Source organism: Dryocola baronae, assembly GCF_051297175.1.
In the GTDB taxonomy this organism is placed as follows: Bacteria; Pseudomonadota; Gammaproteobacteria; order Enterobacterales; family Enterobacteriaceae; genus Dryocola.
This window is the reverse complement of record NZ_JBINNY010000001.1, coordinates 4,620,769-4,639,078: the sequence shown is the minus strand read 5'-3', so window position 1 is coordinate 4,639,078 and position 18,310 is coordinate 4,620,769. Positions and strand designations below refer to the sequence as shown.

Annotated in this window: 22 protein-coding genes; 15 read left to right on the top strand and 7 right to left on the bottom strand. The window is 55.6% G+C overall.

The genetic code is table 11. From position 1 onward, the window contains the following. Together pabA and argD are read left to right on the top strand one after the other, a co-directional pair. Positions 1-564: an aminodeoxychorismate synthase component 2 gene (pabA, locus tag ACSPHG_RS22015; RefSeq protein WP_435955598.1), complete on the top strand. Its 564-nt coding sequence runs from the start codon at positions 1-3 to the stop codon at positions 562-564. Between the two features lie 89 nt (positions 565-653). After that, the gene (gene argD / locus ACSPHG_RS22010) at positions 654-1,874 is read left to right on the top strand and encodes a bifunctional acetylornithine/succinyldiaminopimelate transaminase (protein WP_435955597.1); all 1,221 of its coding nucleotides are present in this window, start codon (positions 654-656) and stop codon (positions 1,872-1,874) included. A 42-nt stretch (positions 1,875-1,916) separates the two neighbouring features. Here argD and ACSPHG_RS22005 read toward each other — a convergent pair whose 3' ends face one another. After that, positions 1,917-3,998 (bottom strand): YccS/YhfK family putative transporter, encoded by a 2,082-nt coding sequence (locus ACSPHG_RS22005; protein ID WP_435955596.1) that lies wholly within the window; start codon positions 3,996-3,998, stop codon positions 1,917-1,919. A 191-nt stretch (positions 3,999-4,189) separates the two neighbouring features. Further along, positions 4,190-4,822: a cAMP-activated global transcriptional regulator CRP gene (crp, locus tag ACSPHG_RS22000; protein WP_000242758.1), complete on the bottom strand. Its 633-nt coding sequence runs from the start codon at positions 4,820-4,822 to the stop codon at positions 4,190-4,192. A 314-nt stretch (positions 4,823-5,136) separates the two neighbouring features. Here crp and ACSPHG_RS21995 point away from each other — a divergent pair, with 314 nt between their 5' ends. Beyond that, the gene (locus ACSPHG_RS21995) at positions 5,137-5,541 is read left to right on the top strand and encodes an OsmC family protein (RefSeq protein WP_435955595.1); all 405 of its coding nucleotides are present in this window, start codon (positions 5,137-5,139) and stop codon (positions 5,539-5,541) included. 28 nt (positions 5,542-5,569) lie between these two features. On the opposite strand, the gene ACSPHG_RS21990 is transcribed toward ACSPHG_RS21995, so the two are convergent. From ACSPHG_RS21990 to ACSPHG_RS21980, 3 genes are all read right to left on the bottom strand, one after another. After that, positions 5,570-6,439: a phosphoribulokinase gene (locus ACSPHG_RS21990; RefSeq protein ID WP_435955594.1), complete on the bottom strand. Its 870-nt coding sequence runs from the start codon at positions 6,437-6,439 to the stop codon at positions 5,570-5,572. 105 nt (positions 6,440-6,544) lie between these two features. Then, positions 6,545-6,763 (bottom strand): YheU family protein, encoded by a 219-nt coding sequence (locus ACSPHG_RS21985; RefSeq protein ID WP_271124218.1) that lies wholly within the window; start codon positions 6,761-6,763, stop codon positions 6,545-6,547. Between the two features lies 1 nt (position 6,764). Next, positions 6,765-7,781 carry a hydrolase gene (locus ACSPHG_RS21980; protein ID WP_435955593.1) on the bottom strand — a complete coding sequence of 339 codons (1,017 nt, stop codon included), beginning with the start codon at positions 7,779-7,781 and terminating at the stop codon, positions 6,765-6,767. Positions 7,782-7,842: 61 nt separating this feature from the next. Between ACSPHG_RS21980 and ACSPHG_RS21975 the strand changes: the two genes are divergently transcribed. After that, positions 7,843-8,442, top strand: a complete 600-nt coding sequence (locus tag ACSPHG_RS21975; protein WP_435955592.1) for a LysE family translocator — start codon at positions 7,843-7,845, stop codon at positions 8,440-8,442. Between the two features lie 150 nt (positions 8,443-8,592). Here the strand turns inward: ACSPHG_RS21975 and ACSPHG_RS21970 are convergent, their stop codons facing one another. Further along, the gene (locus tag ACSPHG_RS21970) at positions 8,593-10,497 is read right to left on the bottom strand and encodes an ABC transporter ATP-binding protein (protein WP_435955591.1); all 1,905 of its coding nucleotides are present in this window, start codon (positions 10,495-10,497) and stop codon (positions 8,593-8,595) included. Between the two features lie 125 nt (positions 10,498-10,622). Between ACSPHG_RS21970 and kefG the strand changes: the two genes are divergently transcribed. The 4 genes from kefG (at position 10,623) to slyD (ending at position 13,876) form a co-directional block, all read left to right on the top strand. Further along, positions 10,623-11,174: a glutathione-regulated potassium-efflux system ancillary protein KefG gene (kefG, locus tag ACSPHG_RS21965; protein WP_435955590.1), complete on the top strand. Its 552-nt coding sequence runs from the start codon at positions 10,623-10,625 to the stop codon at positions 11,172-11,174. Next, a complete protein-coding gene (gene kefB, locus ACSPHG_RS21960; protein ID WP_435955589.1) occupies positions 11,174-12,979 on the top strand; it encodes a glutathione-regulated potassium-efflux system protein KefB in 1,806 nt (601 codons plus the stop codon). Before kefG ends, kefB begins: the two co-directional genes overlap by 1 nt. Before the next feature lie 12 nt (positions 12,980-12,991). After that, positions 12,992-13,192, top strand: coding sequence for a YheV family putative zinc ribbon protein (locus tag ACSPHG_RS21955; protein WP_121267443.1), 201 nt, complete (start codon positions 12,992-12,994; stop codon positions 13,190-13,192). Between the two features lie 99 nt (positions 13,193-13,291). After that, the gene (gene slyD / locus ACSPHG_RS21950; protein WP_435955588.1) at positions 13,292-13,876 is read left to right on the top strand and encodes a peptidylprolyl isomerase; all 585 of its coding nucleotides are present in this window, start codon (positions 13,292-13,294) and stop codon (positions 13,874-13,876) included. Between the two features lie 55 nt (positions 13,877-13,931). On the opposite strand, the gene ACSPHG_RS21945 is transcribed toward slyD, so the two are convergent. Further along, complete coding sequence (locus tag ACSPHG_RS21945) at positions 13,932-14,150, bottom strand: protein SlyX (RefSeq protein ID WP_435928775.1); 219 nt, start codon at positions 14,148-14,150, stop codon at positions 13,932-13,934. Positions 14,151-14,377: 227 nt separating this feature from the next. Between ACSPHG_RS21945 and fkpA the strand changes: the two genes are divergently transcribed. From fkpA to rpsG, 7 genes are all read left to right on the top strand, one after another. Next, positions 14,378-15,223, top strand: a complete 846-nt coding sequence (gene fkpA / locus ACSPHG_RS21940; protein WP_435955587.1) for an FKBP-type peptidyl-prolyl cis-trans isomerase — start codon at positions 14,378-14,380, stop codon at positions 15,221-15,223. A gap of 181 nt (positions 15,224-15,404) precedes the next feature. Then, a complete protein-coding gene (locus ACSPHG_RS21935) occupies positions 15,405-16,127 on the top strand; it encodes a helix-turn-helix transcriptional regulator (RefSeq protein WP_435955586.1) in 723 nt (240 codons plus the stop codon). Further along, positions 16,128-16,514, top strand: coding sequence for a sulfurtransferase complex subunit TusD (tusD, locus tag ACSPHG_RS21930; RefSeq protein ID WP_435955585.1), 387 nt, complete (start codon positions 16,128-16,130; stop codon positions 16,512-16,514). Continuing rightward, positions 16,514-16,873: a sulfurtransferase complex subunit TusC gene (gene tusC, locus ACSPHG_RS21925; RefSeq protein ID WP_435955584.1), complete on the top strand. Its 360-nt coding sequence runs from the start codon at positions 16,514-16,516 to the stop codon at positions 16,871-16,873. Before tusD ends, tusC begins: the two co-directional genes overlap by 1 nt. A 7-nt stretch (positions 16,874-16,880) precedes the next feature. Continuing rightward, complete coding sequence (gene tusB / locus ACSPHG_RS21920) at positions 16,881-17,168, top strand: sulfurtransferase complex subunit TusB (protein WP_435955583.1); 288 nt, start codon at positions 16,881-16,883, stop codon at positions 17,166-17,168. Positions 17,169-17,292: 124 nt separating this feature from the next. Next, positions 17,293-17,667 (top strand): 30S ribosomal protein S12, encoded by a 375-nt coding sequence (rpsL, locus tag ACSPHG_RS21915; RefSeq protein WP_003023654.1) that lies wholly within the window; start codon positions 17,293-17,295, stop codon positions 17,665-17,667. A gap of 91 nt (positions 17,668-17,758) precedes the next feature. Further along, on the top strand, positions 17,759-18,229 hold the full coding sequence (rpsG, locus tag ACSPHG_RS21910; RefSeq protein WP_017803037.1) for a 30S ribosomal protein S7: 471 nt from the start codon (positions 17,759-17,761) through the stop codon (positions 18,227-18,229). The last annotated feature ends 81 nt before the right edge of the window (positions 18,230-18,310 follow it).

Here is an 18,310-nt window from a genome sequence, read left to right as displayed (position 1 = left end):
ATGCTACTGCTTATCGACAACTACGATTCTTTCACCTGGAACCTGTACCAGTATTTTTGCGAGCTCGGGGCCGAAGTGGTGGTGAAGCGTAACGATGAAATCACGCTCGCGGATATCGCCGCCCTGGCCCCCGAGAAGCTGGTGATTTCGCCCGGTCCCTGCACGCCAACCGAGGCGGGGATTTCGCTGGCCGCAATCGAACGATTCGCCGGCCAACTGCCGATTCTGGGCGTTTGCCTCGGCCACCAGGCCATCGCGCAGGCTTTTGGCGCAACGATTATCCGCGCCGAAAAGGTCATGCACGGCAAAACCTCCGCCATTTCCCATAACGGCAGCGGCGTGTTCAGCGGCCTGAATAATCCGCTCACCGTTACGCGCTACCACTCGCTGCTTATCGATCCCGCGACCTTGCCCGACGGCTTTGAAGTCACGGCATGGACCGACAAAAACGAGATCATGGGGATTCGCCACCGCGAGTGGGATCTCGAAGGCGTGCAGTTCCATCCGGAAAGCATTCTGAGCGAACAGGGGCACCAGCTGCTGGGCAATTTCCTCAATCGTTGATTTCTTATTGCCATAAGATGCGTTTTTATGCATATTTCGTGATTATATTTTCATGAATGGCTACAGCATAAATACGGGATGGGGACTTAATGGCAACTGAACAATCAGCAATTACTCGCGCAACTTTCGATGAAGTGATTCTGCCGATTTATGCACCGGCCGAGTTTATCCCGGTGAAAGGAAAAGGCAGCCGCGTTTGGGATCAGCAGGGCAAGGAATACGTTGATTTCGCGGGCGGCATCGCGGTTACCGCCCTGGGGCACTGCCATCCTAAGCTTGTGGAAGCGCTGAAAACCCAGGGGGAAACGCTGTGGCACACCAGCAACGTTTTCACCAACGAACCCGCTCTGCGCCTGGGCCGCAGGCTGATTGACGCCACCTTTGCCGAGCGCGTCCTGTTTATGAACTCCGGCACCGAGGCCAACGAAACCGCCTTTAAGCTGGCGCGCTACTATGCGTCCACCCGCCACAGCCCGTATAAAACCAAGATTATCGCTTTCCATAACGCCTTCCACGGCCGCTCGCTGTTTACCGTTTCGGTGGGTGGACAGCCCAAGTATTCCGACGGCTTTGGCCCCAAGCCCGCCGACATCATCCACGTTCCGTTTAACGATCTTCACGCGGTGAAAGCCGTGATGGACGACCATACCTGTGCGGTCGTCGTGGAGCCTATTCAGGGCGAAGGTGGCGTCACCGCCGCTACGCCGGAATTCCTCAAGGGATTGCGCGCGCTGTGCGACGAGCACAAAGCGCTGCTGGTGTTCGACGAAGTGCAGTGCGGCATGGGCCGTATCGGCGAGCTGTTTGCCTACATGCACTACGGCGTGACGCCGGACATTCTGACCAGCGCCAAAGCCCTCGGCGGCGGATTCCCGGTAAGCGTCATGCTGACTACGCAGGAGATTGCTTCAGCTTTCCACGTCGGGACGCACGGTTCCACCTACGGCGGCAACCCGCTGGCCTGCGCGGTGGCGGGTGCGGCCTTTGATATCATCAATACGCCGGAAGTGCTGAAAGGCGTAACGGCAAAACGCGAAAAGTTCGTTGAGCATTTGCAGCAGATCGACAAAGAATACGACGTGTTCAGCGATATTCGCGGCATGGGCCTGCTGATTGGCGCGGAGCTTAAGCCGCAGTACAAGGGCCGCGCGCGTGAGTTCCTTTATGCAGCCGCACAGGAAGGCGTTATGGTGCTGAACGCGGGGCCGGACGTGATGCGCTTCGCGCCGTCGCTTATCGTTGAAGAGGCGGATATTGCCGAGGGTATGCAGCGTTTTGCGAGCGCCGTCGCGAAGATTGTTAAAGGGTAGATATTTGCGGAATTCGGTGGATGGCGCTGCCGCTTATCCACCCTACGAACGTCGCAAGCGTCTGCTGAGCCAAATGCCATGATGCGGGCGCTGACGCCATGCCACTGACGAAATGGTGTGCATGGTGTTGAGGTGCCCCAGAACCCGCTGTAAATGCTGTTCCATCGTGCTTAGCGGCCCGGTCGGCAGCGCCTCTGAATCCAGAATCACCGCGTCTTTCGTTTCCCCCGGTCCGTCATATTCCAGACGCTGCTGGCACCTTTGCAGCGCGACTTCACAGGCTTGCAGGTAGCGCTGCGCCAGGTCCGGCGTCAGCATATTGTGCTCGCGGGCAAGCGTCGTCATCGCGTTGATATGCTCGACGATAAACTGGCTGTGCGTCACCCATAGCTTCATGTCATCCAGATAGTGCGAGTTGAAGCCCGGCTCCTGCATCGCCTGGTTGAGCGAGTTAAACAACGCGTTGTGCGCCTGGTTGACCTTCATGCGCTGCCAGGCCAGCGGCGTCGGCTGCGGGTCGTGGCTTAGGATCAGCCGTATTGCTTCCTGGTCGGTTTCCAGCGCGTCGTGGGCGTTCTGGCGCAGCAGGCCGCTTTGCCACTGCGGCCACAGCCAGATCATGCCGCCAAAGGCAATCAGGCAGCCGAGCAGGGTATCGATCAGACGCGGCACGATGTATTGCTCGGCGCTAAGCGTAATCAGCTGCAGCGTGTATACCGCGGTGACGGTAAAGCCGATGGTGGCCCAGCCGTAGCTTTTGCGGATAAACAGGTAGCTCACCAGCGTAATGAGCAGCATCGCCACCAGCGTGTAGCTTTCCGGAACGTGGAAGTGGAGAGTGATCCCGGCAATCGTCAGGCCCGCCATGGTGCCCGCCGAACGGTGCAGAATCCGCACGCGCGTCGCGCCATAGCCGTTTTGCGTGACGAACATGATGGTCATCAGGATCCAGTAGGGCTTGGGCAGATGTAAAGATGCGCCCAGCAGGCTGGCGACGGTGAGCATGACGCCCAGCCGTGCGGCGTTGCGCAGCGCCGCCGATTTGAAGGAGAGATAGCTTTTTAGCGCGGGCCACAGCGGCAGGCGGCGCTGGCGATCTTCCATCAGATCGCGGACGTATAAAGGGCGCTGGGTGCGCAGCACGCGCGCGATACGGCTGAAGTGGTAGTGGCAGAATTGCCCGACCGGGTTGTCCGGGTTTTGGCGGGCGATTTTTTCCAGCGCCGCGATCTGTTTATCCATATCAAAGCGTCTGGGGTAGCGGTGATAAAGGATGTCGTCCGCCAGCACGCGCAGGCGAGACGCGATGGTTTGCGCGTTCCAGCGGATCACCGCTTCGGCGTGGCTTTGTTCAACGAGTTTCTGCACCTCTTCGGGCTGGTGCAGGCTGACGGAGATGTGCTCCTGGAGGTCGAGCGCCACCTGGAAAGCGCGCAGCAGGCGTTTGTAGCCGTTCTGCTGGTTAGCCGCCAGCATGTGCAGCTGCTGATAGCAGACGGTAATCAGATCGACGGCTTTTTGCTGGCGGGCCAGCAGCGGGGGCAGCGCCTTTTCCGGATCGGTGTGCTGCGTCAGCATGCCGTATTTTGCTTCGCAGTATTCGGCAAGCTGGCGGTAGAGCAGGCTCAGGGATTCGCGAAGCGGCTGCTCGCGCCACATCCAGAACCAGAACCAGTTAAAGACGCCGTACCAGATGGTGCCGGAAACATACAGCAGCATCGGTTTCCAGATAGGCATGTTCCCGGCCATGCTGAGGGTGAAGATCGCCGCAATCAGCGAGGCGGGGAGCAGGCGGGCGTGCAGGGCGCTGATTTCCGCGGTTACCCCGAGCATCAGCGCCATCACCATCAGAATTATGGGCAGCGGGATCGAGGTGTAGAGCAGAAGAAGCTGCATGATCAGGCTGCTGAGCGCAAACAGGCTGCCGCCGATAATCAGCCGCTTGAAGAAGCGTCGATGGGGGGTGTCCAGGCCAGCAATGTTGCAGCAGGCGGGAACTAACGAGAAAAGCAGGCCGTTTTGCAGGCTGCCCAGCACCAGGCCGACGGCCACGGGTAAACATAACACCAGCGTCTGACGCAGTGCGTAGTTAACCTCAGGATGATAAATAAGTCGGCGCCACATAGACTCGTCATACTTCAAGTTACAGGGGTGTTGGCTGCACTCACTCGCCCCGGTCACTTACTGGAGTAAGCTCCTGGGGACTCCCTCCCTTGCCGCCGACCTGTAACTCGAATTATTTAGAGCGGGCAAAGGGAGTTTTAGAGACAAAAAAGGCGTATTGCCGAAGCGATACGCCTTTTTGGAAACGGAAATTAACGAGTACCGTAAACGACGATCGTTTTACCGTGCGCGGAGATCAGATTTTGATCTTCCAGCATTTTCAGAATGCGGCCTACGGTTTCACGGGAGCAACCCACGATCTGACCGATTTCCTGGCGGGTGATTTTAATCTGCATACCGTCCGGGTGGGTCATGGCGTCTGGCTGTTTCGCAAGGTTCAGCAGCGTTTGAGCGATACGGCCGGTTACGTCGAGGAAGGCAAGGTTGCCCACTTTCTCTGACGTGACCTGCAGGCGACGGGCCATCTGGGAAGAGAGGCGCATCAGGATGTCTGGGTTAACCTGGATAAGCTGGCGGAATTTTTTATAGGAAATTTCAGCCACTTCGCACGCGGTTTTCGCGCGAACCCAGGCACTGCGCTCCTGGCCTTCTTCAAACAGGCCTAATTCACCGATGAAGTCACCCTGGTTCAGATAGGAGAGGATCATTTCCTTGCCCTCTTCATCTTTGATCAGCACGGCCACGGAGCCTTTGACGATGTAGTACAGCGTCTCTGCTTTTTCACCCTGGTGAATCAGCGTGCTCTTCGATGGATACTTATGAATGTGGCAATGGGACAAGAACCATTCGAGAGTCGGGTCTGTTTGCGGTTTGCCAAGCACCATGCGCGGTTATCCTCTGTTATAAACTGGCTACCAAAGACAGGATGCAAAACCTCCTGCCCGGCGTTGCAATCGTTAGAATATTTCCCACCTGGGGGAAATGGCCAGCAAGTCAATCTTGCCGCCTGTAATTAGTGATGTCCAATGCATACATACATCACGTCAATGTATCGAATGTAGCATCCGGATTGTTTTAGCATAGCTTTTGGCAAGTGTCTCCTATTGTCTCGTTTCAGCATGACGCAGGTCGCCTTCCGTTGCGACAATTGCTGCATCCGCGTACTCTGGAAGGAAATTTCTTAACAGGAGTAAGCAAAATGCAGGCACGAGTTAAATGGGTTGAGGGGTTAACTTTCCTGGGCGAATCGGCGTCGGGTCACCAGATCCTGATGGACGGAAATTCAGGCGATAAAGCACCCAGCCCGATGGAGATGGTCCTGATGTCGGTCGGCGGCTGTAGCGCCATTGATGTGGTGTCTATTTTGCAAAAAGGCCGCCATAACGTGACGGATTGCGAAGTGAAGCTGACCTCCGAGCGCCGCGAAGAAGCGCCGCGCCTGTTCACCCACATCAATCTGCATTTCATCGTGACCGGCAAAGATCTGAAGGACAATGCCGTGTCCCGCGCCGTCGACCTGTCGGCGGAGAAGTATTGCTCGGTGGCGTTGATGCTTGAGAAAGCCGCAAACATCACGCACAGCTATGAAGTGATTGAACTGTAATACGTGTCCTGGGCGGTATTTTGCCGCCCTAAACGACTTTTCTGCCTTCCGCCAGCCGTTGCACCAGCGGCGTCATTATCAGCTCCATTGCCAGCCCCATTTTGCCCCCCGGCACCACCAACGTATTGATGTGTGAAATGAAAGAGCCTTGCAGCATCGCCAGCAGGTACGGGAAGTCGATGTTATCCAGCCCGCGGAAGTGAATCACAACGAAGCTTTCGTCCAGCGACGGAATGCCGCGCGCGGCAAACGGGTTAGAGGTGTCTACCGTCGGGACGCGCTGGAAGTTGATATGGGTGCGGGAAAACTGCGGCGTAATAAAGTTGATGTAGTCATCCATCGATCTGACCACGGAATCCATCACCGCCTCCCGTGAATGGCCGCGTTCGCTGGTGTCGCGCACCAGCTTCTGAATCCACTCCAGGTTAACGATGGGCACCACGCCGACCAGCAAATCCACATAGTTGGCTACGTCGTGCTGCGGGGTGACCACACCGCCGTGCAGCCCTTCGTAAAACAGCACGTCTGTAGGTTCAGGCAGCGGCTGCCAGGGCGTGAAAGTCCCGGGGATTTGGTTCCACGGCACGGCTTCGTCATAGGTGTGGAGATACTTGCGGGATTTCCCCTGGCCGCTGCGCCCGTATTCGGCAAACGTCTGCTCGAGCAGCCCGAAGTCATTGGCCTCTGGCCCGAAATAGCTGATGTGACGGCCCAGGTCGCGCGCTTTACGAATCGCCATGTCCATTTCTGGGCGGGTATAGCGATGGAAGCTGTCGCCTTCGACTTCGGCGGCGCGCAGGTTGAGCTGTTGAAATATCTTACGAAACGCAAGGCTTGTGGTGGTCGTTCCTGCACCGCTGGAACCCGTGACGGCAATAACCGGATGTTTGGCTGACATAAGGCAACAACTCCATGGATATTCGAAGGGACTGTCACAGCGGGTGGATGGCGAATGCACGTATCCACCCGACGAAGGGCCTGAAGATGATTTTATTGCTTTAGATTAGCCGCGAAACTGCCCGCGAGGCATGATATTTACCGTCTCATGCAGCTCTGACCACACCAGCACCGCTTCGCCGCTTTGTAGCTGTCGCTTCACGTCGGCAACCTTCTGCGACAGCGAGCGCTCTTGTTCACCATAATCTGTACCTTCGCGTAATACAAAGGATTCGATGAGATTGTCGAGGGTCTCGGCGTCAATGTCTTGCCAGGGAATAATCATCTCAGTTGTCCAGATATCTTGTTAACCAGTCAGGGATACGCTGCTCGAGCCACATTTCCGGTTTGCGCAGCGTGCCGCCCACAAAGCCGACGTGTCCGCCGTGGCTTGTGAGCTGATATTCAATATTTGCGGGTAACGATGCTTTATCAGGAATGACGTGGTGATCCATAAAGGGATCGTCTTTGGCGTGGATGATGAGCGTCGGCTTGGCGATGTCCGGCAGCAGCGGCATGGCGCTGCACTGGCGATAATAGTCCAGCGCGTCGGCAAAGCCGTGGATTTTGGAGGTGATAAGATCGTCAAACTCGCGGATGCGGCGCACGCCCTTGAGCTGCCTTAAGTCCACCGGCAGCGTGCCGGGATAGCTGCGCAGCTTGCGCGCGGCGTTCTTTTTCAGCAGGTTGAGAAGATAGCGCTGGTAGAACCGCGAGAAGCCTTGCTCCATGTGATAGCAGCACTGCTCGAGCATCAGCGGCGCGGAGACAACGACGCCGGCTTTTAGGGTGCAGTCCGCTCCCTGTTTTGCCATCAGGCAGGCCAGCATGTTGCCCCCCAGCGAGAAGCCGACCGCCGCCGTTGGCACTTCGCCATAGCGCTGGTTCAGCCAGCTGAGGAAGTAGGTGCCGTCCTCGGTTTCGCCGGAGTGGTAGATGCGCTTCATGCGGTTTGGTACGCCGCTGCATCCCCGGAAGTGCATCACCACGCCCAGCCAGCCGCGATTCTGCGCGGCCTCGATCAGGCCGTGTGCGTAGGGGCTGTGCAGGCTGCCTTCCAGACCGTGAAAGACCACCAGGCGCGGCTTATGCGCCGCCAGGCGCGGGTCTTCGCTCCACGCGAGATCGACAAAATCCCCGTCCGGCATATCAAGACGCTGCCAGTGGGGCTTAAATTTGACTCGACGGCGGATAACACGCGGCAACATGGTTTGCAGGTGAGGGTTACTCATTCCGCGCATAGGGCGGAATTGCTGGCCGTCATCATGATTAAAATTCAATTCTGCAGGACTTGTCTGATCCATATCACACTGTTAGTTTCATTTAGTTTGCTAATCAATTCTTTGGGTGTGGAGCACCCCTTTCATGGAAACGCTTTTTTTCTCAATGCTCGGCTTTCTTTGGGTGGCAGCGATTACCCCTGGCCCCAATAATACGTTACTTACCTCATCAGGGGCTAATTACGGTTTTATCCGCAGCCTGCCGCTGATGATTGGCATCATGCTCGGCATGCAGTGCATCCTGCTGCTGGTGGCCTGCGGCGTGGGCAGCCTGATTCTGATTTACCCCGCCCTGCACCTTATCCTCAAGATTGCCGGGAGCATTTATCTTTTGTGGCTGGCCTGGAAAATTGGTACGGCGAGCTACGAGCGTTTAGAAACCGATTCCCCGCCGCCTGCGCCTATTCCCTTCTGGCAGGGCGGCCTGCTTCAGGTCATCAACCCAAAAGCGTGGCTCATGGCGCTGGGTGCGGTAGCGAGCTTCAGCCTTGCGGGTTCACAGTATCTGCATTCGGTGGTGCTAATCAGCATCGGCATTGCGCTGGTGAATATTGTGGCAGGCGTTATCTGGATTGCCTTCGGCAGCCTGATAGGCAAGCTGCTGCGCAGCCGCCGCGCTTGGGCGATTTTTAACGTATTTATGGGCCTGCTAACCGCCGCCTGCGTGCTGCTGATCTGGCGTTAGCCCGCGCGTTATTTGTCGGGTGGCGGCTTACGCCTTACCCGACCTACATGCGAACCGTAGCGAAGATAAGCGATAGCGCCTTACCCGACCTATTCGCGAATCGTAGGGTGGATAAGCGTTAGCGCTATCCACCAAAAATGTCGGATGGCGTTATTCGGACTGCATCATTTGCTCAAGCTGTTCGTGCGCGTCCAGCCACTCCATTTCACACTCTTCCAGCGCCGATTTCACCTTCACCTGGGTTTGCAGGCATTCGGTCATCTCAGCTTTGCGGCTTTGATCGTAAATGGCGCTGTCAGCCAGCTTCTCTTCAACTTCAGCAAGCTGCGCGTTCAGCTTTTCCATCTGCTTTTCAAGCTGGGTGATTTGTTTACGCAGCGGCTGGGTTTGCGTGCGCAGCTCTGCTTCGCGGCGCTTCTGGTCTTTACGCGCCTGCGCGCTGTTGACGTTGTCTTTCGCGCCGTCTTCCTGCTGGTTGTCCTGCTTTTGCAGGTCGCTGAGCCACTGCTGGTAGTCTTCCAGATCGCCGTCGAAGGCTTCGACCTTCTGATCGTGGACAAGGTAGAGATCGTCGGTGGTGGAACGCAGCAGATGACGGTCGTGCGAAACCACGACCAGCGCGCCTTCGAAATCAATCAGCGCTTCGGTCAGCGCCTGACGCATGTCGAGATCCAGGTGGTTGGTGGGTTCATCGAGCAGCAGCAGGTTAGGGCGCTGCCAGACGACGAGCGCCAGCACCAGGCGGGCTTTTTCGCCGCCGGAGAAGCGCGCCGTTTGCTCGGTGACCTTATCGCCCTGGAAGCCAAAGCCGCCGAGATAATCGCGCAGCTGCTGTTCCAGCTCTTTCGGCGCAATGCGCGCCAGGTGCTGAAGCGGCGATTCATCCGCGCGAAGGTATTCGAGCTGATGCTGGGCGAAGTAGCCAAGCTTGATGCCTTTTGCGAGGCCAATATCCCCCTGCAGCGGGGCCAGTTCACCGGCCAGCAGCTTGATTAAGGTGGATTTACCCGCGCCGTTGCGGCCCAAAAGGCCAATGCGCGATCCGGGCACCAGGTTCAGCTTGATGGAGTTGAGTATCACGCGATCGCCGTAGCCCGCGCTGACCTTTTCCATACGCAGCAGCGGGTTCGGCAGGCTTTCCGGCGCGCGGAAGCTAAAGTGGAACGGGTTATCGACGTGCGCCGGGGCAATCAGCTCCATGCGTTCGAGCATTTTGACGCGGCTTTGTGCCTGCTTCGCCTTGGAGGCTTTTGCTTTGAAGCGGTCGATAAAGCTTTGCAGATGCGCCACGCGTTCCTGCTGGCTTTCATACATCGACTGCTGCTGGGCGAGGCGCGTCGCGCGCTGTCCTTCGAACGAGGAGTAGTTGCCGGTGTACTCGAACATGCTTTGCTGTTCGATATGAATGATTTTGCCGACCACCGGATCGAGGAAGTCACGGTCGTGCGAGATAAGGATCAGCGTGCCGGGATAGTTCTTCAGCCAGCGTTCCAGCCAGATCACCGCGTCCAGGTCCAGGTGGTTGGTCGGTTCATCAAGCAGCAGGAGGTCCGAACGGCAGATCAGCGCCTGCGCAAGGTTGAGACGCATACGCCAGCCGCCGGAGAAGTCGCTGACCGGGCGTTCAAGCTGTTCGTTGCTAAAGCCCAGCCCGTGCAGCAGGCTTGAGGCGCGGGAGCGGATAGTCCACGCGTCGACCGCATCAAGCTTGCCGTGAACGAGCGCGATGGCGTGCCCGTCGTTGCGTTCGTTGGCCTGCGCGAGTTCGGTCTCAAGCTGGCGGAATTCACGATCGCCGTCGATCACGTATTCAATGGCCGGCATTTCAAGCGCCGGGGTTTCCTGGTTAACCCAGGCCAGCGCCCAGTTAGCCGGGAAGGTCATACTGCCGCCATCGGCGCTTATCTCGTTCTTTAATAGCGCCAGCAGCGTGGATTTTCCGCAGCCGTTTTTACCCACGAGACCGACTTTCTGGCCTGGGTTAATGGTGGCGGTGGCGTTATCCAACAGAACGCGGGTGCCGCGACGAATTTGTAACGAGGAGAAAACAATCATAAAGCGCCGTATGTTCAGAGTATGTTAAATTGTCATTATATTAAGGTAACGTGATGCTTAGGGCACCGCGTCGGGCTGCATGGTAGCCCAAAAAAATCACTATGACGACGCCCTGGAGGGTAATGATGTCGCAGCCGCCGAAAGTTTTGCTGCTGTATGCCCATCCGGAATCACAGGACTCGGTCGCGAACCGGGTTTTGCTCCAACCGGCTCAGCAGCTTGAAAATGTCACCGTGCACGATCTTTATGCGCACTATCCCGACTTTTTTATCGATATTTACCACGAACAGGCATTACTGCTCGAGCACGATGTCATCGTCTTCCAACACCCGCTTTATACCTATAGCTGCCCGGCGCTACTTAAAGAGTGGCTCGACCGCGTGTTAAGCCGTGGCTTTGCCAGCGGCGTCGGAGGCACGGCTCTCGCGGGAAAGTACTGGCGTAGCGTTATCACCACCGGCGAGCCGGAGGGTGCGTATCGCCACGATGGTTTTAACCGTTTCCCGCTGACCGATATTCTTCGGCCCTTTGAGCTAACGGCGGCCATGTGCCGCATGCACTGGATGAACCCGATTATCGTTTACTGGGCGCGTCGGCAGTCTCCCCTTGAGCTGGCAAGCCACGCCAAAGCCTATGGCGAATGGCTCGCTTCACCGTTACCGCCGGGAGGACGCTGATGGAAGGTTCTGATTTGCTGCTCGCCGGCGTGCTGTTCCTGTTTGCGGCGGTGGTCGCGGTGCCGATTGCCGCCAGGCTGGGCATCGGCGCGGTGCTTGGCTATTTGCTGGCGGGTATTGCCATCGGCCCGTGGGGCCTGGCCTTTATTAGCGACGTGGACGAGATCCTGCATTTTTCCGAGCTGGGCGTGGTTTTCCTGATGTTTATCATCGGGCTTGAGCTGAATCCGGCAAAGCTTTGGGAGCTTAGACGCTCTATTTTTGGCGTCGGCGCGGCGCAGGTTCTTCTCAGCGCGGCCATTCTTGCGGGGCTTCTCATCCTGACGAAGTTTTCCTGGCAGGCGGCGGTGATTGGCGGTATTGGGCTGGCGATGTCCTCAACGGCGATGGCATTGCAGTTGATGCGCGACAAGGGCATGAACCGCAACGAAGCGGGGCAGCTCGGCTTTTCCGTTCTGCTGTTTCAGGACCTGGCGGTTATTCCTGCGCTTGCTCTGGTTCCGCTGCTTGCAGGCAATGACGAGGGTCATACGGACTGGATAAAAGTCGGCTTCAAGGTGCTGGCGTTTGCGGGCATGCTGATTGGCGGGCGTTATCTTTTGCGGCCACTGTTCCGGTTTATCGCCGGTTCGGGCGTGCGCGAGGTGTTTACGGCGGCGGCGCTGCTGCTGGTGCTGGGCTCCGCGCTGTTCATGGATGCGCTGGGGCTTTCCATGGCGCTGGGAACCTTTATCGCAGGCGTGCTGCTGGCGGAAAGCGAGTACCGCCACGAGCTGGAAATCGCTATCGATCCCTTTAAGGGATTGCTGCTGGGCCTGTTCTTTATTTCGGTGGGTATGGCGCTGAATCTGGGCGTGCTCTATACCCATTTACTTTTTGTGATTTTCGGCGTTATTGCGCTGGTGGCCGTGAAGTTCGCCGTGCTGTACGGCATCTCGCACGTTTACGGCATGCGCAGCTCCGAGCGGCTACAGTTTTCCGGCGTGCTCAGCCAGAGCGGCGAATTCGCCTTCGTGCTCTTTTCGCTCGCCTCGTCGCAAAAGCTGTTTCATGGCGACCAGATGCCGCTGCTGTTGGTCACCGTGACGCTGTCGATGATGACCACGCCGCTATTAATGAAGGGCGTGGATGCAATCCTCGCGCGGCGTTTTAACAGCGATGAAGAGATGGACGAGAAGCCGTATGTGGAAGACGATCATCCGCAGGTGATTATCGTGGGCTTCGGGCGTTTTGGGCAGGTGATTGGCCGTCTGCTGATGGCGAATAAAATGCGCATTACGGTTCTGGAACGCGACATCAGCTCGGTTAGCCTGATGCGTAAGTACGGCTACAAGGTTTACTACGGCGACGCGACCGAGCTTGAGCTGCTGCGCTCGGCGGGGGCTGAAGAGGCGAAATCCATCGTTATTACCTGTAACGAGCCGGAAGATACGTTGAAAATCGTGCATTTGTGTCAACAACACTTTCCACATTTGTCGATCCTGGCGCGAGCCCGTGGGCGTGTGGAAGCGCACGAGCTTTTGCAGGCGGGCGTAAAGCAGTTCTCGCGCGAGACTTTCTCCAGCGCGCTGGAGTTAGGGCGCAAGGCGCTGATGACGCTCGGTATGCATCCGCATCAGGCGCACCGTGCCCAGTTGCACTTCAGACGTCTGGATATGCGTATGCTGCGTGAACTTATGCCAATCCACACCGATACCGCGCAAATTTCCAGGGTGAAAGAGGCGCGGCGGGAGCTGGAAGAGATTTTCGAACGTGAAATGCAACAAGAGCGTCGCCAGCTTGATGGCTGGGACGAATTTGAATAGAAGGTGAAGCCAATGTCAGTGCGCAAACGTTTTATTGCCGGGGCGGTATGCCCTCATTGCCAGGCGCAGGATTCTCTGGCGATGTGGCGCGAGAATAATATTGATATCGTTGAGTGCGTTAAGTGTGGGCACCAGATGCGAGAAGCGGATAAACAGGCTCGCGAGCACGTGCGTGAACAAGAGCAGGTGATCGGCATTTTCCATCCCGACTAGCGAGATCCCCCGAGTTTTTTTAAGCTTAAGGGTACAGCGGCGTAGAATTCCGCTACAATCGTCGCCAGTTTTTTTCCCCACGCTCGCTCAGGAGATATCATGAAAGTAGCAAAAGACCTGGTGGTCAGCCTGGCCTACCAGGTACGTACAGAAGACGGTGTGTTGGTTGATGAGTCTCCGGTGAGTGCGCCGCTGGACTACCTGCATGGTCACGGTTCCCTGATCACTGGCCTGGAAACAGCGCTGGAAGGTCACGTAGTTGGCGATAAGTTTGACGTATCCGTTGGTGCTAACGACGCTTACGGTCAGTATGACGAAAACCTGGTGCAGCGCGTACCGAAAGACGTCTTCATGGGCGTTGATGAACTTCAGGTTGGCATGCGCTTCATGGCTGAAACTGACCAGGGCCCGGTCCCGGTTGAAATCACCGAAGTTGAAGACGAGCACGTTGTGGTTGACGGTAACCACATGCTGGCTGGCCAGAATCTGAACTTCAACGTTGAAGTTATCGCAATTCGTGAAGCAACCGCTGAAGAACTGGCTCACGGCCACGTTCACGGTGAGCACGATCATCACCACGATCACGACCATGGTGACGGCTGCTGCGGTGGTCACGGCCACGATCACGACCATGACCACGGTAAAGGTGGTTGCGGCGGTAACGGCGGCTGCGGCTGCCACTAAGCTTGAAGCGATAAAAAAGGCGTGTCTGAGACACGCCTTTTCTTTTATTGGAGCATCAATAATGCGGCGGCGGCGTTTCTTCGGCCTGTGACGCAATCATCGACGGCTGGCTGGCTTTCAGTTTTTCTACCAACAGGCGGAAATGCTCGCGCAGTTTGACCATCTCCAGTTCGTGCGCCGTTACCGTTTGATTTAACTCTTCTATCGTTATCTCCTGGAAGGCGAGACGACTCTCAAGCTCTTCCAGACGTTGTTCGGTCGATTTTTGTTGCATGGCTTACCCCTTCTGGCCTGCAGATGGACATTTTCCCGCGATTCTACTGAAATTCCCCGTGTGATACAGCGTCATTTAGCCCGGCGCGAAACTTCTTTATACAAAAAGGGTCTGAATTTGACTCGATAACGGGCGCAGAGATTGTGTAGATTTCTCTCACGACGTTATAGTACGTCCTTAAGTTGAAAATAACCTTGGGGTTAGAGGCCCCGGCCCTGGAGAAATGGATGAAATCAATGTTTAAAGTAACGCTTTTGGCGGCCACGATGGCCGTTGCCCTGAGCGCCCCGGCGTTTGCTGCTCCGGCCGCTGCCGCTAAAGATGCCGCTGCAGCGCCTGCTGCAAGCAGCGCAGCCTTCAAAAATGACGATCAGAAATCCGCATACGCCCTGGGTGCTTCCCTTGGTCGTTACATGGAAAACTCCCTGAAAGAACAAGAAAAACTGGGCATCAAACTGGATAAAGAGCAGCTGATCGCTGGCGTCCAGGATGCGTTTGCTGACAAGAGCAAGCTGACTGACCAGGAAATCGAGCAGACTTTGCAGGCATTCGAAACCCGCGTGAAGGCTTCTGCTCAGGCGAAGATGGAAAAAGACGCGAAGGAAAATGCTGAAAAAGGCAAAGCCTTCCGTGATGCTTTCGCTAAAGAGAAAGGCGTAAAAACCTCTTCAACCGGTCTGCTTTATAAAGTCGAGAAAGCAGGTAAAGGCGAAACCGCGAAAGACAGCGATACCGTTGTTGTGAACTACAAAGGCACGCTGATCGACGGTAAAGAGTTCGATAACTCTTACACCCGTGGCGAACCGCTTTCCTTCCGTCTTGACGGTGTTATCCCAGGCTGGACCGAAGGTCTGAAAAATGTCCAGAAAGGCGGCAAAATCAAGCTGGTCATCCCACCAGACCTGGCCTATGGCAAAACTGGCGTTCCGGGTATTCCGGCAAACTCCACGCTGGTCTTTGAAGTAGAGCTGCTGGACGTTAAGCCAGCACCAAAGGCCGATCCTAAAGCAGACGCGCAGGCAGCCGAAGCCGCGCCAGATGCTAAAGCTGACGACGCTGCCAAAGGCAAGTAATCAGTGATTAACCGCCGTCCTCAGGGGCGGCGGTTTTTTATTTGTAGCGGGATATAATAATAAAGACTGGAAAGGGGGTCTTACGGTGTATTACCTTAGCGGCCAGCGTTTCAATTGAGTTTGAGTCTGCCCTGACACCACTAAAGCGCGACAGGCTCTCTGTAGAGGGTGGTATTTTTAAATGTCCAATTCGCTTTTAACCAACGAAACCAGCGAGCTTGACCTGCTGGACCAGCGTCCCTTTGAACAAACCGACTTCGAAATATTAAAATCTTATGAGGCGGTCGTTGATGGGCTAGCGATGCTGATTGGTTCCCATTGCGAAATCGTTCTGCATTCCCTTCAGGATTTAAAGTGTTCAGCGATCCGCATCGCGAACGGTGAACATACCGGGCGAAAAATTGGCTCACCGATTACCGATCTAGCGCTTCGAATGCTCCACGATATGACCGGGGCCGACAGCAGCGTATCTAAGTGCTATTTCACCCGCGCGAAAAGCGGCGTGCTGATGAAATCCGTGACAATTGCCATTCGTAATCGCGACCAGCGCGTCATTGGGCTGCTGTGCATCAACATGAATCTCGATGTGCCTTTCTCGCAAATTATGGCGACCTTTACGCCGCCTGAGACCCAGGAAGTGCCTTCGTCCGTGAACTTTGCGTCCTCGGTGGAAGATTTGGTTACGCAGACGTTGGAGTTCACTATCGAAGAAGTGAACGCGGACCGTAACGTTTCCAACAACGCCAAGAATCGTCAGATTGTCCTCAATCTGTACGAGAAAGGGATTTTTGATATCAAAGACGCTATCAACCAGGTCGCCGACCGTTTAAATATCTCGAAACACACGGTTTATCTCTATATCCGCCAGTTCAAAAACGGTGATTTCCTGGGGCAGGAAAGGTAAATGCGTTTTGCCATGATGGTGACCGGCCCGGCCTATGGAACGCAGCAGGCAAGCAGCGCGCTGCAGTTTGCCCGAGCGGTGATCGCCGAAGGACATACCTTGAGCAGCGTCTTTTTCTATCGCGAGGGCGTTTTGAACGCGAATGCCCTCACCATGCCCGCCAATGACGAAGTCGATGTGGTAAGAGCATGGCAGCAGCTTCACGACCAGCATGGCGTTGAGCTGCACATTTGTGTGGCCGCGGCGCTGCGTCGTGGCGTGGTGGATGAAGTCGAAGCCAAACAGCACGCGCTTAGCTCAAGCAACCTTCAGGCAGGCTTTACACTAAGTGGGCTAGGTGCGCTTGCTGAAGCTGCGCTGACCTGCGAAAGAATGGTGCAATTCTGATGAAGCGCGTGGCGTTTGTCTTTAAATCTGCTCCGCATGGCTCTTCCGCCGGGCGTGAAGGACTTGATGCGTTGCTCGCGACTTCCGCACTGTCGGAAGATATTGGCGTGTTTTTCGTGGGCGATGGCGTTTTTCAGATTTTACCGGGCCAGCAGCCCGACAAAATCCTCGCGCGGGATTACATCGCGACGTTTCGCGTCCTGCCGCTTTACGATATCGAACAATGCTACCTTTGCACCGAGTCGGCGCGCGAGCGCGGGCTTGATGAAAACAGCGGCTGGGTTGTGGACGTTAAACTCATGGACCCTGACACGCTACGGGAAACGCTGCATCAGTTTGATGTTGTTCTAACTTTCTGAGGCATAAATGCTGCATATTCTGAGCAAATCACCTTTTCACACTGACCTTGCTGCACTTTTGCGCTGCGTTAAGGCGGGTGATGATTTGCTGTTACTGCAAGACGGTGTGGTTGCCGCATTAAAAGGGTCGCGTTACCTTGATTTGCTGTTGGTTGCCCCCATATCTATCAGCGCTCTGCGAGAAGATCTCGAAGCACGCGGCTTGGCTGCTCAAATTTCATCCAAAATCGACGCCGTCAGCTATAATGATGTCGTCAGATTGACGGTTAAACACGACCGGCAGATAACCTGGTAATCCAGGATCGCTGTATATTTCTTGACACCTTTTCGGCTCAGCCCTAAAATTCTGCGTCCTCATATTATATGAGGTCGTTTTATTACGTGTTTACGAAGCAAAAGCTAAAACCAGGAGCTATTTAATGGCAACAGTTAACCAGCTGGTTCGCAAACCACGCGCTCGCAAAGTTGCAAAAAGCAACGTGCCTGCGCTGGAAGCCTGCCCGCAGAAACGTGGTGTATGTACTCGTGTATATACTACCACTCCTAAGAAACCAAACTCCGCACTGCGTAAAGTATGCCGTGTGCGTTTGACTAACGGTTTTGAAGTTACCTCCTACATCGGTGGTGAAGGTCACAACCTGCAGGAACACTCCGTGATCCTGATCCGTGGTGGTCGTGTAAAAGACTTGCCAGGTGTTCGTTACCACACCGTTCGTGGTGCACTTGACTGCTCCGGCGTTAAAGACCGTAAGCAATCTCGTTCTAAGTACGGCGTGAAGCGTCCTAAGGCTTAATGGTTCTCCGTTAAGTAAGGCCAAACGTTTTAACTAAATGTCAAACTCAATAGAGTTTTGGACAACCCTGAATTAACAACGGAGTATTCCCATGCCACGTCGTCGCGTCATTGGTCAACGTAAAATTCTGCCGGATCCTAAGTTCGGATCAGAACTGCTGGCCAAATTTGTAAACATCCTGATGGTAGATGGTAAAAAATCTACTGCAGAAGCTATCGTCTATACCGCGCTGGAGACCCTGGCTCAGCGTTCTGGTAAAAACGAACTGGAAGCTTTCGAAGTCGCTCTGGACAACGTTCGTCCGACTGTCGAAGTTAAGTCCCGCCGTGTAGGTGGTTCTACTTATCAGGTTCCAGTTGAAGTACGTCCGGTTCGTCGTAATGCCCTGGCAATGCGTTGGATCGTAGAAGCTGCTCGTAAACGCGGTGATAAATCCATGGCTCTTCGCCTGGCGAACGAACTTTCTGATGCTGCAGAGAACAAAGGTACTGCAGTTAAGAAACGTGAAGACGTTCACCGTATGGCTGAAGCCAACAAGGCGTTCGCTCACTACCGCTGGTAATCTTTCCAAGGTAGTGTTAGTCACCAGGCGGGCGCTTCAAAAAAGCTGCCCGCTTTGGGTTACTTAAATTGAACGTCCCAG

What these genes read in the sequence shown, in the direction of transcription:
- pabA (WP_435955598.1), top strand. Translation starts at nt 1, where the DNA reads ATGCTACTGCTTATCGACAACTACGATTCTTTCACCTGGAACCTGTAC.
- argD (WP_435955597.1), top strand. Translation starts at nt 654, where the DNA reads ATGGCAACTGAACAATCAGCAATTACTCGCGCAACTTTCGATGAAGTG.
- ACSPHG_RS22005 (WP_435955596.1), bottom strand. Translation starts at nt 3,998, where the DNA reads ATGTGGCGCCGACTTATTTATCATCCTGAGGTTAACTACGCACTGCGT.
- crp (WP_000242758.1), bottom strand. Translation starts at nt 4,822, where the DNA reads ATGGTGCTTGGCAAACCGCAAACAGACCCGACTCTCGAATGGTTCTTG.
- ACSPHG_RS21995 (WP_435955595.1), top strand. Translation starts at nt 5,137, where the DNA reads ATGCAGGCACGAGTTAAATGGGTTGAGGGGTTAACTTTCCTGGGCGAA.
- ACSPHG_RS21990 (WP_435955594.1), bottom strand. Translation starts at nt 6,439, where the DNA reads ATGTCAGCCAAACATCCGGTTATTGCCGTCACGGGTTCCAGCGGTGCA.
- ACSPHG_RS21985 (WP_271124218.1), bottom strand. Translation starts at nt 6,763, where the DNA reads ATGATTATTCCCTGGCAAGACATTGACGCCGAGACCCTCGACAATCTC.
- ACSPHG_RS21980 (WP_435955593.1), bottom strand. Translation starts at nt 7,781, where the DNA reads ATGGATCAGACAAGTCCTGCAGAATTGAATTTTAATCATGATGACGGC.
- ACSPHG_RS21975 (WP_435955592.1), top strand. Translation starts at nt 7,843, where the DNA reads ATGGAAACGCTTTTTTTCTCAATGCTCGGCTTTCTTTGGGTGGCAGCG.
- ACSPHG_RS21970 (WP_435955591.1), bottom strand. Translation starts at nt 10,497, where the DNA reads ATGATTGTTTTCTCCTCGTTACAAATTCGTCGCGGCACCCGCGTTCTG.
- kefG (WP_435955590.1), top strand. Translation starts at nt 10,623, where the DNA reads ATGTCGCAGCCGCCGAAAGTTTTGCTGCTGTATGCCCATCCGGAATCA.
- kefB (WP_435955589.1), top strand. Translation starts at nt 11,174, where the DNA reads ATGGAAGGTTCTGATTTGCTGCTCGCCGGCGTGCTGTTCCTGTTTGCG.
- ACSPHG_RS21955 (WP_121267443.1), top strand. Translation starts at nt 12,992, where the DNA reads ATGTCAGTGCGCAAACGTTTTATTGCCGGGGCGGTATGCCCTCATTGC.
- slyD (WP_435955588.1), top strand. Translation starts at nt 13,292, where the DNA reads ATGAAAGTAGCAAAAGACCTGGTGGTCAGCCTGGCCTACCAGGTACGT.
- ACSPHG_RS21945 (WP_435928775.1), bottom strand. Translation starts at nt 14,150, where the DNA reads ATGCAACAAAAATCGACCGAACAACGTCTGGAAGAGCTTGAGAGTCGT.
- fkpA (WP_435955587.1), top strand. Translation starts at nt 14,378, where the DNA reads ATGAAATCAATGTTTAAAGTAACGCTTTTGGCGGCCACGATGGCCGTT.
- ACSPHG_RS21935 (WP_435955586.1), top strand. Translation starts at nt 15,405, where the DNA reads ATGTCCAATTCGCTTTTAACCAACGAAACCAGCGAGCTTGACCTGCTG.
- tusD (WP_435955585.1), top strand. Translation starts at nt 16,128, where the DNA reads ATGCGTTTTGCCATGATGGTGACCGGCCCGGCCTATGGAACGCAGCAG.
- tusC (WP_435955584.1), top strand. Translation starts at nt 16,514, where the DNA reads ATGAAGCGCGTGGCGTTTGTCTTTAAATCTGCTCCGCATGGCTCTTCC.
- tusB (WP_435955583.1), top strand. Translation starts at nt 16,881, where the DNA reads ATGCTGCATATTCTGAGCAAATCACCTTTTCACACTGACCTTGCTGCA.
- rpsL (WP_003023654.1), top strand. Translation starts at nt 17,293, where the DNA reads ATGGCAACAGTTAACCAGCTGGTTCGCAAACCACGCGCTCGCAAAGTT.
- rpsG (WP_017803037.1), top strand. Translation starts at nt 17,759, where the DNA reads ATGCCACGTCGTCGCGTCATTGGTCAACGTAAAATTCTGCCGGATCCT.